The organism is Streptomyces sclerotialus (assembly GCF_040907265.1).
Classification (GTDB): domain Bacteria; phylum Actinomycetota; class Actinomycetes; order Streptomycetales; family Streptomycetaceae; genus Streptomyces; species Streptomyces sclerotialus.
Map to the genome: position 1 here is coordinate 6925618 of NZ_JBFOHP010000002.1, position 16224 is coordinate 6941841.

Annotated in this window: 13 protein-coding genes; 7 read left to right on the plus strand and 6 right to left on the minus strand. The window is 73.7% G+C overall.

Annotated elements, in window-relative coordinates; genetic code table 11:
- Positions 1 to 66 precede the first annotated feature (66 nt).
- The 5 genes from AAC944_RS30520 to AAC944_RS30540 all read right to left on the minus strand — a co-directional run bounded on the left by AAC944_RS30520 (position 67) and on the right by AAC944_RS30540 (position 6104).
- Positions 67 to 930 (minus strand): hypothetical protein, encoded by an 864-nt coding sequence (locus AAC944_RS30520; RefSeq protein WP_078888809.1) that lies wholly within the window; start codon positions 928 to 930, stop codon positions 67 to 69.
- Positions 930 to 2237, minus strand: coding sequence for a VWA domain-containing protein (locus AAC944_RS30525; protein ID WP_051872149.1), 1308 nt, complete (start codon positions 2235 to 2237; stop codon positions 930 to 932). The genes AAC944_RS30520 and AAC944_RS30525 overlap by 1 nt, the downstream gene beginning before the upstream one ends.
- A gap of 53 nt (positions 2238 to 2290) precedes the next feature.
- Positions 2291 to 4216, minus strand: coding sequence for a M64 family metallopeptidase (locus AAC944_RS30530; RefSeq protein ID WP_051872150.1), 1926 nt, complete (start codon positions 4214 to 4216; stop codon positions 2291 to 2293).
- A 93-nt stretch (positions 4217 to 4309) separates the two neighbouring features.
- The gene (locus tag AAC944_RS30535) at positions 4310 to 5230 is read right to left on the minus strand and encodes a cyclase family protein (protein ID WP_030620579.1); all 921 of its coding nucleotides are present in this window, start codon (positions 5228 to 5230) and stop codon (positions 4310 to 4312) included.
- Between the two features lie 109 nt (positions 5231 to 5339).
- Positions 5340 to 6104, minus strand: coding sequence for a FadR/GntR family transcriptional regulator (locus AAC944_RS30540; RefSeq protein ID WP_030620580.1), 765 nt, complete (start codon positions 6102 to 6104; stop codon positions 5340 to 5342).
- Between the two features lie 135 nt (positions 6105 to 6239).
- On the opposite strand from AAC944_RS30540, the gene AAC944_RS30545 reads away from it, so the two are divergent.
- From AAC944_RS30545 to AAC944_RS30575, 7 genes are all read left to right on the plus strand, one after another.
- Positions 6240 to 7475 (plus strand): M20 family metallopeptidase, encoded by a 1236-nt coding sequence (locus tag AAC944_RS30545; protein WP_030620582.1) that lies wholly within the window; start codon positions 6240 to 6242, stop codon positions 7473 to 7475.
- A complete protein-coding gene (locus AAC944_RS30550) occupies positions 7465 to 8919 on the plus strand; it encodes an aldehyde dehydrogenase family protein (RefSeq protein WP_030620584.1) in 1455 nt (484 codons plus the stop codon). The genes AAC944_RS30545 and AAC944_RS30550 overlap by 11 nt, the downstream gene beginning before the upstream one ends.
- 64 nt (positions 8920 to 8983) lie before the next feature.
- Positions 8984 to 9784, plus strand: a complete 801-nt coding sequence (locus AAC944_RS30555) for an SDR family NAD(P)-dependent oxidoreductase (protein WP_030620586.1) — start codon at positions 8984 to 8986, stop codon at positions 9782 to 9784.
- 89 nt (positions 9785 to 9873) lie between these two features.
- Positions 9874 to 10224, plus strand: a complete 351-nt coding sequence (locus AAC944_RS30560) for a DUF3311 domain-containing protein (RefSeq protein ID WP_051872151.1) — start codon at positions 9874 to 9876, stop codon at positions 10222 to 10224.
- Positions 10221 to 11744, plus strand: coding sequence for a sodium:solute symporter family protein (locus AAC944_RS30565; RefSeq protein ID WP_051872152.1), 1524 nt, complete (start codon positions 10221 to 10223; stop codon positions 11742 to 11744). The genes AAC944_RS30560 and AAC944_RS30565 overlap by 4 nt, the downstream gene beginning before the upstream one ends.
- The gene (locus AAC944_RS30570) at positions 11741 to 13375 is read left to right on the plus strand and encodes an amidohydrolase (RefSeq protein WP_078888810.1); all 1635 of its coding nucleotides are present in this window, start codon (positions 11741 to 11743) and stop codon (positions 13373 to 13375) included. The genes AAC944_RS30565 and AAC944_RS30570 overlap by 4 nt, the downstream gene beginning before the upstream one ends.
- Positions 13372 to 15756 carry a penicillin acylase family protein gene (locus AAC944_RS30575; protein ID WP_051872153.1) on the plus strand — a complete coding sequence of 795 codons (2385 nt, stop codon included), beginning with the start codon at positions 13372 to 13374 and terminating at the stop codon, positions 15754 to 15756. Before AAC944_RS30570 ends, AAC944_RS30575 begins: the two co-directional genes overlap by 4 nt.
- Here AAC944_RS30575 and AAC944_RS30580 read toward each other — a convergent pair.
- The gene (locus AAC944_RS30580) at positions 15729 to 16163 is read right to left on the minus strand and encodes a YchJ family protein (RefSeq protein WP_030620597.1); all 435 of its coding nucleotides are present in this window, start codon (positions 16161 to 16163) and stop codon (positions 15729 to 15731) included. The two genes, AAC944_RS30575 and AAC944_RS30580, sit on opposite strands and share 28 nt — an antisense overlap.
- Positions 16164 to 16224 lie beyond the last annotated feature (61 nt).

Genomic DNA, 16224 nt, shown 5'->3' on the forward strand with positions numbered 1-16224 from the left:
CGGAGCAGACGAACGGGGGCGGGCCGGGTGTACGTACCACCCGGCCCGCCCCATGGAATCCGCGGCTCAGACGGCCGGCGGGAGGTGCGAGGGACGCCCGCGCCCCCGCGTGACCGCGTACCCCGCGATCCCGGCGAGCGCCGCGAGCACCGCACCCGCCGCGGTCCACAGCCAGCGCGCCGACCACCAGCCGGAGGACCAGCCGCCGTCCGGCTCGGGCCGCGCCGCCGACCCCTGAACCAGCGGAGCGGCGAGCGAACCGTCCACGTCCTGGGCGCTGCCCGCGTCCGTGGTGGTGGCGGTCACCGCGGCCTCGACCGGCAGGCCGGCGTCGGCGGAGGCGGTGCGCACGGCGGTGAGCCGGACGTAGTACGCGCCGGGGAGCGGGTCGTTCGACCAGGGCTCGGCGGCGGCCCGGACCGTGCGCAGCGTGCAGGACAGCTTGACGGTGGCGGCGTCGGCAGCGGCCGTCCTGGTCTGCGTGCCGTACCGGCAGGGCTGCCGCCGGCGCAGGCCGTCGTACACGTCCAGCTGCCAGGTGGAGTCGCCGTGCCGCGCGTCGGCGTCGGGCAGGTCCACCGTCGCGTCCACCCTGGCCCGCTGGCCCGCGTCGGCCGGGAACTGCCAGTAGAGGTAGTCACCGGTGGACGCCGGCGCGGTGGCCTGCTGGCCCGGCCGGATCACCGTGGCGGTACGGAAGGAGGTGCCGGCCTCGGTGGGCGGTGGCGCGTCCTCCGGGTCGGCGGACGCGGTCGCAGAAGCGGACGCGGACGCGTCGGACGACGGGCTCGGGTCCTCGGCGGGCGACGCGGGAGCGGCAACGGCGGCCCCCGCGAAGGCCAGGTCACCGGCCGCCGCCGTCCCGAGGAGCGCCGCACCGGCGAGCAGCGCGGCGGACAGGCGCCGCCGTACGGAAGCTGCGGCAGACATCAGTTGGTCCTCCAGACGGTGACGCGCCAGCGCGAGATCCAGCCCCACACGAGTCCGGCCAGCAGACCGATCAGGGTGACGGCGATGAGGAACCACCAGCCGTGGCCGAGGCCCAGGAACGCGGCGTCGGACGCCTCGTCCGGCCCGTCCACGACATCGACGGACAGCTCGACGGGCAGACCCGGCGTGGTCTTGACCGATGCGGGCGCCGAGAAGGCGTTGCTGACGCGCAGACAGACCGTCTCGGCGACCGGCTTGCCGTCCGCGTCCTCCGCCGCGCTGCCGTCGTCGGCCTTCGGGTACCGCAGGCCGGTCGAGAGCACGTCCGTACGGCCGTCACCGGTGGCCTCGCCGCGCACGATCTCCCGGCCGCGCAGCGTCGAGGCACGCAGCTGGACGCCGTAGTCGTCGTTGACGGCGCGGTCGGCGGCGACGCTCACCGAGGCGCGCAGCTCCTGGCCGGGCGCCACGTCCACCTTGTAGAAGCGGTGCTCGCCGAATTCTTCCCGGTCGGTGTAGAGACCGGGCTTCAGCTGCGGCGCGCGCTCGCAGCTGTCCGTGCCCTCCGCCGGTTCGGGGGTGAGGGACGGCTCGACCGTCCGGTGCACCAGCTGCTTGACCCGGCCGGACAGCTCGTCCTTGTGCTGCACCGAGGTGTACGTACCACCCGTCGCCTCGGCGATGCAGCTCAGCTGGGTACGCGTCTTGGCGTCCGGCACCAGGCCGAGCGTGTCGACGGTGAGGTGGATGCCCTTGGCGGCGAGCTCGCGCGCCACCTCGCACGGGTCGAGCGGCCGGCAGGTGTCCTCGCCGTCGCTGATCAGCACGATGCGGCGGGCCCCGTCGCCGCCCTCCAGGTCGTCGGCGGCCTTCAGCAGGGCCGGGCCGATCGGGGTCCAGCCGGTCGGCGTCAGCGTGGCGACCGCGGTCTTCGCCTCGGTGCGGTCCACCGGGCCGACGGGGTACAGGGCGCGGGTGTCCTTGCAGCCCACCTTGCGGTCGTCACCGCGGTACTCGGCACCGAGCGTACGGATGCCGAGCTGCACCTCCTGAGGCACCGCGTCCAGCACCTCGTTGAACGCCTGCTTGGCCGCCGACATCCGGGACTGCCCGTCGATGTCGCGGGCCCGCATCGAGCCGCTGACGTCGAGCACGAGGTCGACCTTGGGGGCGTCCCCGGACGTCTCGGCCGAGGTTCCTGCGAGGGCCGGTGGTCCGCCGGCCGCGGCGGTCGCCGGTGCGAGCCCGCCCGTCAAACTGACCAGCACACCGCACAACGCGGCCGCCAGTCGCCGTCTTATGATCATCGCCGGATCATATTGATCTCGGGGCGAACTGCCCAACTCGACCGTCGGCGCGCTTACTGAGGCGGCCTCAGGGTGACCCGGAAGCGTTTCGCCGGGCCGGTGTTCCCGGCCGCGTCCAGCGCCCGGTACTCGACGGTGTGGGTCCCGTGGTCCGGCGTGGCGTCGTCCCACGGAACCGCCCGGGGCCTGCCGAGCTTCCCGTACACGAGACCGTCGATGACGGTGCCCGCGGGAGAGAACCGGAACGGCGCGTCCGCGTCCGTCGGCCACCCGAAGTACGTGAACCAGCCGTCCCCGTCGACCCGGAACTGCGTCACCACGTGACCGTCGTGGTCGTCCCGTCCGGTGAGTTTCATCGTGAAGGGGCCGTCATACACGTACTCCACGGGCCTGCCGGGACGGCGGACGGTCCGCAACGGCTCGGAGAGCTCGTACCCGACGGTGGCCGGAGTGGCGTCGACGGTCCAGCTCAGCCGGGTGGCGGGGGAGGGCCGGGTACCGACGACGCGGGCGGTGACGGTGTGATCACCCGGCCGCAGCCGCAACGCCCGCAGGTCCAGGTCACGGTCGTTGCCCCGGTCGGCCACCGGACGGCCGTCCACCGCCCAGGCGACACGCGCTACGCCCCGTACGGGGTGCGTGGTGTCGGCGTACAGGACGGAGGACGCGCCCACGGGTGCTTCCGTTGCGGTGTGGCCGGTGAACTCCGCGGCGACGGGCGCGGGTTGCGTGGTCAGGGACGGGTCGACGGTCCAGGTGACCGTGCGGGTCAGCGCCGCCGAGCCACGCACGGCCGGGTCACGCACGAAGGGGGTCGGGTCGGTCACGGTGGCGGTGAGGCGGCGCGGCTCCGTACCGTGCCCGGCGTACCGGCGCAGGTCCACGGTGCGCGACCCGGCCGTACCGGGGAGCGGCCTGCCGTCCAGCCGCCAGGAGACATCGAGCTCGCCACCCGTGGGATGCAGTGTGTCGACCCACACGGAGCGGTCGTCGCCTATGGGCGCGTCGTTCGAAGTGTGGTCCTGTACGAGGTTCACCTTGGCGGAGATCGCCCGCGTCATCACCTCGCGCTCCACCTGGTCGAAGGGGTAGCCCAGGGTCTTCATCATCGAGTGCGCGCTCGGCCGCCAGACGCCCCTCGTGTTGTACATACCGCCTTCGTGCCGCCCGATGCGGCCCCCGGACGCACTCTCCTCACCCAGCCAGCGCCACCACTTCTTGCGCTGCTCCCGCATCTGCCGTTCGGTGAGCACGGTGTGGTGCGCCGACGCGGGCTCGCCCTCCGTGTACCGGCCGCCGGGGACGCCGCGCTGGTAGTAGTCGTACTCGTCCTGCAGCTTCCCCAGCGAGTGGCCGATCTCGTGCGGAGTGATCAGCGAGGAGAGCGAGTTGCCGCCGGACGCGGTCGCGTACGTACCGCCCGCGCCGCCGTACGTGTCGCTGTGCGCCAGCCCCACGATCTGCCGGTTCCCGGCCGTGGTACCCGCCACCAGATCGGCCGCCGCCCTGGCCTTGGCGTCGTCCATCGTGATCAGCCGCTGCACGCTCTGCGCATCACAGCCGCCCCAGAACCCCATGTCCAGCGCGGTGTCCCGGCGCGGTGCTTCGAGCCCCGGATCGCAGTCGACACCGGACTCGGCCGACGGCGTCTCCACCGCCCACACGTTGACATACGAGCGGTACGAGGCGAACGGCTCGGTGCTCCACAGCACGTTCAGGTGCTTCTCGACGTTCGCCCGGAACTTCGGCATCTCGTCCGCCGTGTAGCCGTCGCCGAGGAAGACCAGGTTGAAACGCTTCTCCGCGGGCCCGGTCGACTGGACCGGCAGCACCTTCGCGGACCCGGTGACCGCGTCCCGCTGCTGCGCCGCCGCGCCGGCGGCGGGCGCCGGCCCCAGCGCCGCCACCCCGGCCAGCAGCCCGGCCGCCGCCAGCAGACCGACGGCGGCCCGGCCCCTGCGTCCAGCCCTCGCGCTCATGACGACGCCCTCCTCACGGTGCGAACGGTGGCCCGGAGCGTACGGGGGAGACGAACGAGCCGTAAAGAGGCCGGAGTTGGCGCCGGGGAGGCGCTACTTGATGGCGAGGGGGTTGAGCGGGGAGCCGACGGCGCCCGTGAACTTCAGGGGCGGGGCCGTGAAGAAGAACTGGTACACCGAGTCGGCGGCGCAGTCGGCGGCGAGCTCGTCGAGGTCGAACATCTCGCCGATGGTCATCCCCATGTCGCGGAGGAGTACCAGGTGCAGGGGGAGGGTGAGCCCTTCCTGCTGCGCGGGCAGCACCTCAAGGGCCCAGTTGTCGGCCGCGACCGCTGCGACGTCCCGTTCGTGCAGCCATCGCGCGCACTCCAGCGACAGCCCCGGCTCGTCGGCCATGAAGCGCTCCCGGTCGCCGTCCGCCGCGAACACCGACCACCAGCCGGTGCGTACCAGGAGGACGTCACCGGCGCCGACCGTCACGCCCTGCTCGGCGCAGGCGGCGTCCAGGTCGTCCGGGGTGATCGCCGCACCGGCCGCGAGGCGGTCGACGCCTTTCAGCCGGGCGATGTCGAGCAGGACGCCGCGGCCGGCGATGCCCTTGGCTTGGTGCTGGATGGCGTTGCGGGAGGCGCCGAGGGCGTTGAGGTGCTCGGCGGCCGGATAGCCGTTGTAGAGGTGATCGTCGTAGTACATGTGCGACAGAGCGTCCCACTGCGTACCGGCCTGCAGCGGCATCATCACCCAGTCGTCCGCGCCGTGCCCGCCGCCGGGCAGCTCCCGTTCCTGGCCGGTGCGGGACATGAACCGGCGGGGGTTCGAGCGGAACTCCCCGGTCTGCGGACCGTCGGCGTCCAGCGGGATGCCCAGGTCGAAGACCTTTCCGGTGCGGATCGCGCCGGCCGCGGCGACGACCTTCTCGGGCGTGATCAGGTTGGTGGTGCCGCGCTGGTCGTCCGCGCCCCAGCGGCCCCAGTTGCGCAGTTCGGCGCCGAGTGCGCGCATGGCATCGGTCATCGGAGACGTTCCTCGCTTGTACATCGTAAGGTGTATTAACCATCTTTAACGAGACGCTTCCGCCGCTGTCAAAGCCGGGGGATGCCGACGCCGGTGTGGTCGGGCCGGATCACTCCTGCTCCAGCGCGGCGCTGAGCAGCGCCCGCGTGTCCGGCTCGACGTGATCGGCGTAGTAGGCGTGCAGGGCCTGGCGGGCCAACTGGGCGGCGTGCGGGGCGTCACCGGCGCGGATCGCGGCGAGCACCTGCTCGTGGTGGTCGATGGAGCGCTCCCTCCGGACGGCGGTGTCGCCCGCGTCGGCGATCTTGCGCTCGATGATCTCCACGACGGCGTCATGGACGGCGCGGGCGCAGAGCCCGAGCAGGGCGTTCCGGCTGGCTTCCGCGACGGCCTGGTGGAACAGCGCGTCGGCCTCGCTGAACGCCCGCAGCCCGGCCCCGGTCAGGGACCGCATGCGGTCGATCAGTCCGGCCATCCGGGCCAGGTCGTCCGCCGTACGCAGCCGGGCGGCGAGCCGGTTGCTCTCGGCGTCCAGGACCATCCGGAACTGGATCAGTTCGCCGAGGCTGCATAGGTGGGAGCGGGTGAGCCGGCCGAGCGCCTGGCTGAGGTTGTCGGCGGAGACGCCGAGCACTTCGGCGCCCAGCGGGTCGCCGGGGCGGGAGCGGATCAGGCCTGCCGACTGCAGCACCCGCAGGGCCTCGCGGACCGTCGAGCGGCCGACGCCGAACTGGCTGACCAGGTCCCGCTCGCCGGGCAGCCGGGAGCCGGGGGGCAGTTCGCCGCTGAGGATGCGTTCCTCTATCTGCTCGGCCACCCGCTGGTAGGCCCGTACCGGCTCGACGGGCGTGAAGGGAGCGTCGAAGGCGGCCATCGGGACCCCGTTCCGTTTTCCGGCCGATTGCTGCTGGTGGCCTCTTGACCCACCGATGAACGTGCGAGCAGAGTACGGGAAATCAACTGGTCTGACCAGTGGACTGGCCTACCAGCCAGGTGTTTTGGAGGTTCTATGCACGCCGCCCGGACCCACCCACCGACCGACATCGCGATCGACGCCGACGCGGCCGTCGCCTTCACCCAGGACCTGATCCGGCTGCGTACGGTCAACGCCACCGGCGCCACCGACGTCGAACGGCCGGCCGCCGAGCTGGTCGCGGCGCTCTTCACCGAGTTCGGCTGGCAGCACGAGGTGGTGGAGGTGGCGCCCGGCCGGCCGAACGTCGTCGCCGTCGTCGACGGGAAGGGCGGTGCCGGGCCGACCCTGATGTTCGAGGGGCACACGGACGTGGTCACCGAGGGGGACCCGGCGGTGTGGAGCGTCGACCCGTACGGCGCGGAGATCCGCGACGGCAAGCTGTGGGGCCGGGGCGCGGCGGACATGAAGTCCGGTGTGGCCGCCATGATCTACGGCGTGCGCGCGCTCCAGCTGGCCGGGCCGTTCCCCGGCCGGATCGTCCTGGGCGTGCTGTGCGACGAGGAGGGCATGATGCTCGGCGCCAAGGCCTTCGCCGCCTCGCCGCTGGCCGCCGAGATCGACGCCGTCGTCGTCTGCGAGCCCGAGGGCTACGAGGTGTGCACCTCGGCGCGCGGCGGTATCCGGCTCCGGCTGGAGCTGACCGGGGTGATGGCGCACGGCGCGATGCCCCAGGAGGGGAAGAACCCGGTCACCGCGGGGGCCAGGATCGTGGCGGCGCTCGGCCGCGCCCAGACCTGGGCCGAGGTGCGCTTCGGCGCGCATCCGCACGCCGGGCAGGTCACCGTCACCCCGACCGTGCTGCACGGCGGCGACCCCGACCAGCTCAACGTCATCCCGGCGCACGGCCTGGTCGGCGTCGACGTACGGACGATCCCCGGCACGGACCACGCCGAGCTGATCGACCGCATCCGCCGCGAGGCCGAGGAGGCCGCGGCGACCGTCGGCGTCACGGTCGCGCTGACCGTCGTCGACGACCGCCCGGCGATCGAGATCGCCGAGGACCACCCGGTGGTCGCCGGGCTGGTGGCGGCGCACGAGCGGGTGCACGGCAGCCGGCCGCCGTTCGGGGCGGTGCCCGGCACCACCGACGGCACGGTCCTGACCCGCGACGCGGGCCTGCCCACGGTCGTCTACGGGCCCGGCGGCAAGTGGATCGCGCACCAGAAGGACGAGTACGTGGAGGTGCGCGAGATCGGCGAGTACACCCGGGTGTACGCCGAGGCCGCGCGCCACTTCCTCACCCAGGGGGTGCGCCGCGATGACGCCTGAGGAGATCACCGGGCGCTTCCCCGGCGGGCTGCCGGTCGGTGACGGCTGGGTGCCCGCGCCCCGTACGGAGGCCGTCACCTTTCCGTACGACGGCAGCGAGGTCGCGCAGGCGCCGGTCGGGGACGAGGCGCTGGCCCGGCAGGCCGTGGCGCACGCGGCGGCGCTGCGGAAGGACGTGGCGCGGCTGCCCAGCCGCGTACGGCGCCGGGTGCTCGGCGGGGTGGCGGCGGCGCTCGCCGAGGCCGCGCGTCCGATGGAGGACCTGCTCGTCCTGGAGACCGGCAAGCCGCGGGTGGACTGCCGCACGGAGGTGCAGCGCGCGGTCGCCACGTGGGAGGCGGCGGCCGACGAGGTGGCGCACATCCACGGCGAGACCGTGCCGCTGGACCTGCTGCCCTCCGGGGACGGCATGACCGGCTTCTGGACCCGCCGCCCCATCGGGGTCGTGGTGGGCATCGCGGGCTTCAACTACCCGGTGCTGCTCGCCTCCCACAAGATCGCGCCGGCGCTCGCGGCCGGCTGCCCCGTGGTCGTCAAGCCCGCGCCCGCCACCCCGCTCGCCACGCTCTGGCTGGTCCACCTGGTCCGCGAGCGGCTGGCCGCGGCGGGCGCGCCCGTGGGCGCGGTGCAGCTGGTCACCGGTGACGCGGCGGTGGGACGCACGCTGACCACGCACGACGCGGTGGCGGCGGTCTCCTTCACCGGCTCCGCCGCGATCGGCCACCGCATCGCGCGGGACGCGGCGCCCCGCAAGGTCGTCCTCGAACTGGGCTCCAACGCCGCGCTGGTGGTGGCCGCCGACGCGGACCTCGACGCGGCGGCCGACGCCGTGGTCCGCGGCGGTTACTACGCCTCGGGGCAGGCGTGCATCGCCGTGCAGCGGGTGATCGCCGTCGAGGAGGTCGCCAAGGAGCTGGAGACGAGGATCGTCGAACGGCTCGCGGGCGTCGCGGTCGGCGACCCGCGCGAGGAGGCGACGCGGGTGGCCGCGCTCATCGACGAGGCGGCCACCGAGCGGGTACTGGCCTGGATCGAGGCGGCCCGCGCGGCCGGTGCGCGGGTGGTCACCGGGGGCGTACGGGACGGGCGCTGCCTCACCCCCGCGCTGCTCGCCGAGGTCCCGGGCGGGCAGCCCGCCTGGGACGAGGAGATCTTCGGCCCGGTCGTCGCGCTCCGCACGGTGCCCGACCTGGACGCCGCGTACGCCCTGGTCGACGACTCGCGGTACGGCCTGCACGCGGCGGTCTTCACCCGCGATCTGGGCGCCGCTTTCACGGCGATCGAGGAGCTCGACGTGGGCGGCGTGGTCGTCAACGAAGTCCCGGGCTACCGCAGCGACGTCGCCCCGTACGGCGGCGTGAAGGACTCCGGCATCGGCCGCGAGGGCCCCCGCTTCGCCATCGAGGAACTGACGGTGACCCGGATGGCGGTGATCAGGCCATGACATCCATGACATCCACTCGGCCGGCCGCCCCGTACCCCGCATCGACCAGGCGAAGGAGCCCCGCATGACGTACGCCGACCTCTTCCGGCTGGACGGGCGGCACATCGTCGTCGTCGGCGGGGCCAGCGGCATCGGCCGGGAGGCCGTACGGGCGCTGGCCGCGCACGGTGCGCACGTCACGGTCGCCGACCGGGACGCCGAGGGGGCGGCCGAGACCGTCCGGCTCGCCGAGGCGGAGCCGGCCGCGCCCGGCAGCCGCACCGGGACGGCGACCGCGTACGCACTCGACGTGCTGGACGCCGACGCGGTGCGGGCCGCCGCCGCGGCCTGGGGCGCGCCGGACGGGCTGGTCGTCACCGTCGGCGCCAACGTCCGCAAGCGGATCGCGGATTACACCCTGGCGGAGTTCGACCGGGTGGTGGCGCTCAACCTGCGGGCGCACTTCGCGCTCGTGCAGGCCGTCGCCCCGGCCATGGCCGAGCGTGGCAGCGGCAGTGTGGTCGGGCTCGCCTCGATGCGCGCGGTACAGGTCGAGCCGGGGCAGAGCGTGTACGCGGCGTCCAAGGCGGGCCTGGTGCAGTTCCTGCGGACGGCGGCGGCCGAGTGGGGGCCGCGCGGGGTGCGGTTCAACGCCATCGCGCCCGGAGTCGTCCGGACGCCGCTGACCGACCAGATCGCCGCCGACCCCGAGTGGTACGACGCGTACGCACAGGCGTCCGCGCTGCGCCGGTGGGCCGGTGCCGAGGAGCTGGCCGGCGCCGTCCACTACCTGGTGTCGGACGCCTCCACCTTCGTCACCGGCAGCGTGCTGTCCGTGGACGGCGGCTGGACAGCGGTCGACGGCCGGTACGAGCCCTCCGTCTGACCTGCGGAATTCCTGCGATAACGTCCAGGCGGCCGGTACCGCGCGCACGGCGGACCGGACCGCACCCCCTCTTCCCCGAAGGGAGCCCCATGTCGCACGCCCCCGAGGACCGCGGGCGGGAGGGCCCGGCGGAGACCGGGCCGCACCCGCTCGACGGCCTGCCCGAAGTGAGCGCCCGGCGCCCCGCGCTGTGGCTGCTGCTCGTGCCGGCCGTGCTGTACTGCCTGGCGCCGCTGGTGGCGAACCGCATCGAGCCGCGCATCCTCGGTGTGCCGTTCCTGCTGTTCTGGATCCTCGCCGCGACGGTCATCAGCCCCCTCGTCATCTGGGCCGTCACCCGACTGGACCCCGCCTACCGTGCCGACGCGGCGGAACCGCTCCCCGCCGACCGGAACACCGCCCGCGCCCGCAGAGGCACGTCCGAAGGAGGCGCCGCATGAGCGGCTCAGCGGCGATCGCGACGTCCCTCTTCGGCGTGGCCATGGTCGCGACCATCGTCATCGGCGTGCTCAGCGCACGCGGCCGGGACAAGGGCCTGGCCGAGTGGTCGGTGTCCAGCCGGGGCCTGGGCGTGCTCTTCATCTGGCTGCTGATGGCCGGTGAGACCTACACCAGCTTCTCCTTCCTCGGCACGGCCGGCTGGTCGTACTCCTTCGGCGTACCGATCCTCTACCTCGTCGCCTACCTCACCGTCGGCTTCGCGGTCGCGTACGTCGTCGGCCCGGCCATCTGGACGTACGCCGCCCGGCACGGCCTGATCTCCATCGCGGACATGGCCGAACACCGCTTCCGGTCCCGGCCCGTGGGCATCCTCGTCGCGGTGATCGCGACGGTTTTCCTGGTGCCGTACATCCAGGTGCAGATCCAGGGCATGGGCGTCGTCGTGAACGCGATGACGTACGGGAGCGTGGACCTGCGGGTCGCGGCCGTCGTCTCCTTCGTCGTCGCCGAGGTCTTCATCCTGGTGTCCGGGCTGCGCGGCTCCGCGTGGGTCAGCGCGCTCAAGGACGTGCTGGTGATCTTCGCGGTGGTCTTCCTCGCGGTGTACGTGCCGACGCACTACCTCGACGGCGTCGGCGACTTCATGCACCGCATGGTCGCGGAGAAGCCCGAGTGGCTGACCTTCCCCGGGCACGAGTCCGGGGGCAAGGGCGGGCTGTGGTTCGTCACGACGACGCTGCTCAACGCCGTGACCATCACCATCTTCCCGACCACCGTCGCCGGTTACCTCAGCGCGAAGAACCCCAACGCGCTGCGCCGCAACGCCGTGCTGCTGCCCTGGTACCAGCTGTTGCTCTTCGTCCCGATGATGATCGGCGCCACCGCGCTGTTCGTGATGCCGGCCCTCGGCAACCCCGACCTGGCGCTGTTCAGCCTGGTCACCGACTCGCTCCCGGCCCCCGTCGTGGCCGTCATCGGCGTCGCGGGCGCGCTCTCCGCCATCGTCCCGATGAGCGTCTTCATGCTCGCCATCGGCACGCTCTGGGGCCGTACCCTCCTCGGCGGCGGCAACGGCGCCGACCCGCGCAGCCGCCGTACGGGCCGCACGCCAGCCGACGACGTACGCACCAAGCGGCTCTCCCAGCTGGTCTGCCTGATCGCCGGACTGATCGCCCTGGCCGGTGCCCTCTTCCACCCCAACACGCTGGTCCAGCTCTCGGTCCTGTCGTACGAGGGACTGGCGCAGCTGGTGCCCGTGGTGCTGCTCGCGCTGTTCTGGCGGCGGATGACGAAGGCCGGCGCGGTGGCGGGCCTGTTCACCGGGCTCGCGGTCGTGGTGGCCCTCTGGGCCACCGGCAACGACCCGCTGTACGGCGTCAACGGCGGCATCATCGCGCTGGTGGTGAACCTCCTCGTCACCGTCGCGGTCACCTTCGCCGGGCCCGCGGGACATCAGCGCGTGCCGCGGGCGACGGCGGGTACCACCCCGGTTCCGGCCGCTCCGAAGGAGGCTCCGTGATCGACGAGACCACCCCGGTGCTGTACCGCGCCGCCCACATCGTCAGCCAGCGCGAGGGCGGCTCCGAACCCGAGGCGTTCGCCGTCGCCGAAGGCCGTGTACGCGCCACCGGCTCCCTCGCCGCGCTGCGCGACCGTTTCCCCGGCGCACCGGAGGTCGACTTCGGGAACGCGACGGTGGTCCCCGGCCTGAACGACGCCCACATCCATCTCGCGATGGCCGCCACCGACCTGCTCCACCTCGACCTGTCGGCCGCCGCGGTCGCGACCGCCGACGCGCTGCTCGCCGCCGTCACCGCCGAGGCGGCCCGCACGCCGGCGGGGGAGTGGGTGCGGGGCAGCCGGTACGACGACGCCAAGACCGGCCGGATCACCCGCCGGGAGCTGGACCACGCGGCGCCCGGCCACCCCGTGCTCGTCGTCCACGTCGCCGGGCACTGGGGCGTCGTCAACTCCGCCGGACTGCGCGCCCTGGGCATCGACGAGGACACGCCCGCGCCGGACGGCGGTGACTTCGGGCGCGACCCGGACGGCCGTCTCGACGGCCGGCTCATCGAACGCGCCCTGATGAACGTGGTCTACCCGGCCACGGCCCGCGGCGACTCGCCGCTCACCCCCAGCTCCCCGGACGACCGGCTGCGCGGCCTGCTGCGCGCCCAGGAGCTGTGGCACGCCGCCGGGCTCACCTCGATCTGCGACGCGCTGATCGCCCCCGACGACATCGCCCTGCTGCGCACCGCACGCGCCCAGGGCCGGCTGACGATGCGTACGGGCATGCTGCTGTCCGTCGACCACTACGCCAAGGCCCGGGCGCTCGGCGTCGGCAGCGGCTTCGGTGACGACCTGCTGCGTTTCGTCGGCGTCAAGGCGTTCCTGGACGGCGCGATCGGCGGCCGCACCTGCCTGCTCGCCGAGCCGTACGCCGACCCCGAATGCGGCGGCCCCGACGGGCACGGCCTGCAGACCACCTCCACCGAGGAGCTCTTCGCGCAGGTACGGGAGGTGCACGCGGACGGCAACCGGATCGGCGTGCACGCCAACGGCGACGCCGCGATCCGCCTCGTCCTGGACGCCTTCGAGGCGGCGCGGCGCGAGCTGCCGCGCCCCGGGCTGCGGCACCGCATCGAGCACTGCACCCTCATCGACGACGAGATCCTCGCGCGCATGAGAGCGCTCGACGCGATCGCCGTACCGTTCGCCGGGTACGCCGCCTACCACGGCGGGGCGCTGAACACCTGGTACGGCCCCGAGCGCACGGAGCGGATGTTCGCGCACCGCTCCTTCCTGGACGCGGGCGTCACCGTCGCCGGCTCCTCCGACTACCCCTGCGGGCCGTACGAACCACTCCTCGGCCTCCAGTCCATGGTCACCCGCGAGGGCATCGAGGACGGCGCGAAGGTCGGGCCCTCCCAGCGGGTCACCGCGGCCGAGGCGCTGCGCATCTTCACCCTCGGCTCGGCCGAGGCCGAGGGCACGGCCCACCACAAGGGCCGGATCGCCGCCGGCCACCTCGCCGACTTCACCGTCCTGGGCGAGAACCCGCTGACCGCCGACCCGCACGGCATCGCCGCCATCCCGGTGCGCGCGACCTACGTGGGCGGAGCGTGCGTACACGAGGAGGCCACCCGATGACGGAATCCGACACCACGGTCACCTTCGAAGTGCCGGGCCTGGCCGCGCCCGTGGAGATCCTGGTCGACCGCTGGGGCGTCCCGCACCTGTACGCCGCCTCGCGCGCCGACCTCTTCCTCGCGCAGGGGTTCAACGCGGCCCGCGACCGGCTCTTCCAGATCGACCTGTGGCGGCGGCGCGGCCTCGGCCTGCTGGCGGAGGCGTTCGGGCCCGAGTACACCGAACACGACCGGGCGGCCCGGCTGTTCCTCTACCGCGGCGACATGGCCGCGGAGTGGGAGTCGTACGGCCCGGACGCCGAGCGGGTCACCACCGCGTTCGTGCACGGCATCAACGCGTTCGTCACCCTCTGCCGCGAGCAGCGTGCACACCTCCCGCCGGAGTTCCGGCTGCTGGACTACGAACCGGCGTACTGGCAGCCCGCCGACGTCGCCCGCATCCGCAGCCACGGCCTCCACTACAACCTCCACGACGAGGTCGAACGGGCGCGTACGCTGCGGGACTTCGGCCCCGAGGTGGAGGAGCTGCGCAAGGTCCGCGAGCCCGCGCACGCGCTGCGGGTGCCCGAGGGGCTGGACCTCTCCGTCCTCCCCGACGACGTGCTGCGCGTGTACCGGATGGCCACCACCCCGCCGTGGGCCCCCAAGGCGCCGCGGCAGGGCATCGACGGCAGCAACAACTGGGTGCTCGCGCCGTCCCGCACCGCCACCGGCCGCCCGCTGCTCGCCAACGACCCGCACCGCGCCGTCACCCTGCCCGCGCTGCGCTACCTCGCCCATCTCTCGGCGCCGGGCCTCGACGTCATCGGCGCGGGCGAGCCGGCCCTGCCCGGCGTCTCCATCGGCCACAACGGCCACCTCGCGTTCGGCCTCACGATCTTCCCGGTCGACCAGGAGGACCTGTACGTCTACCGCACCGACCCGAACGACCCGAAGCGGTACGTGTACGGCGACGGCTGGGAGGCGATGACCAAGGTCACCGAGACCATTCCGGTGCGCGGCGGCGAATCCGTCACCACCGACCTGTGGTTCACCCGGCACGGCCCCGTCATCGACGAACGCCCGGACCGCGCCGCCGCGTTCGCCGTCCGCGCCGCCTGGCTGGAGCCCGGCATGGCCCCCTACCTCGGCAGCATGGACTACATGGGCGCGACCGGGCCGGACGCCTTCGTCGCCGCCATGGAGCGGTGGGGCGCGCCCGGCGAGAACCAGGTCTACGCGGCGCCGGACGGCACGACCGGCTGGCGCCCGGCCGGGCGGGTCCCGGTCCGCCGAGGCTGGGACGGCACGCTGCCGGTACCGGGCGACGGCCGGTACGAGTGGGACGGGCACCACCCGGTCGGCTCGCTGCCCTCCGTACGCGACCCGGAGGACGGCTGGTTCGCCACGGCCAACCAGCTCAACCTCCCCGACGACTACCCCAACGCCGCGCGCACCGTCACCTACGACTGGTACGCGCCCTACCGCCACCGGCGCATCGCCGAGGTGCTGGCCGCGCGCGCTGACTGGACGGCGCGGGACTGCGTGGCCCTGCAGAACGACTACGTGAGCCTGCCCGCGCGCGGCATCCAGCCGCTGCTGGCGGGGCTGACCTCCGAGGACCCGCGGGTGGCGGCGGGGCTGAAGCTGCTGCGGGACTGGGACGCGTCGCTCGACGCGGACTCGTCCGCCGCCGCGCTCTTCGAGATCTGGTACCGCCGCCACCTCCGTCCCGCACTGCTGCGGCGCGCCCTCGCCCGGCTCCTCCCGGCGGAGCGGGTGGCCGAGGCGCTGGCCCGGGTACTGCCCGCCGAGGACGCCACCGCCGACGCCCGGGTCGACCTCTCGCTCCTCCTGGAGCCGGGCGGCCGGCTGGGGCCCGACCCGGACGCGGCGGTCCGTACGGTGATCCTCGACAGCCTCGGGCCCGCGTGGGACGAGGCGGCGGAGCTGCTCGGGCCGGACGCCGCGGGGTGGCGGTGGGGCGCGCTCCACCAGGCACGTCTGCACCATCCGCTCGCGAAGCTCCTCGGTGGGAGAGCGGGGGACTGGTCCTCGGTGGGGCCGGTGCCGCGCGGCGGCAGCGGCGACACGGTGTCCGCGACGGCGTACGGTCCCGGCTTCCGGCAGACCGGCGGCGCCAGCTTCCGGCTGGTCGTGGACGTCGGCTCGTGGGACGACTCGCTGGCGATGAGCACGCCGGGCCAGTCCGGCGATCCGGGGAGCCCGCACTACCGGGACCTGTTCGACGCCTGGGCGGCGGACGGCGCGTTCCCGCTGCTGTACTCCCGGGAGCAGGTCGAGAAGCACACGACCCGGCGGATCACGCTCGTGCCGGACGCCGCAACGGGGAGGCCGTCTGAGGCCGCGGGCCCTCACTCCGCGAAGAGCGCGTCCAGGTAGACCCAGGCACCGTCGTGCCGGACGAAGCGGCTGTGCTCGTGCAACGCGTCCTCCGCGCCGCGGTACCGGAACCGGGCGCGGAAGGCGACCGTGCCGGTGGTGTGGAACGCGCTGCCCTCGGTCGTCTCCAGGATCTCCAGCCCCAGCCAGCGCTGTCCCGCGTCGAACTCGACGCGGGGCGGCCGGGTGTCCGGGTGCCAGGTACGCAGCAGGTAGGCCTCGTCCCGGACGACGAAGGCGCTGTACCGCGACCGCATCAGCCGCTCGCAGGTGGGCGCCGCCGCCGTCCCGGAATGGAACCGCCCGCAGCATTCCCCGTACGCGGCGGACAGGCCGCAGGGGCAGGGCGAGGACGCGGTGATCGCAGGGGCTGCGGCCTGCTTCGGGCGCTTGGTGCGACGGGACATGCGCCCATTGTGCCTGGTCGCGGAGGGAGGACCGCGATATCGCCGAGCGGACGGGTCGTCT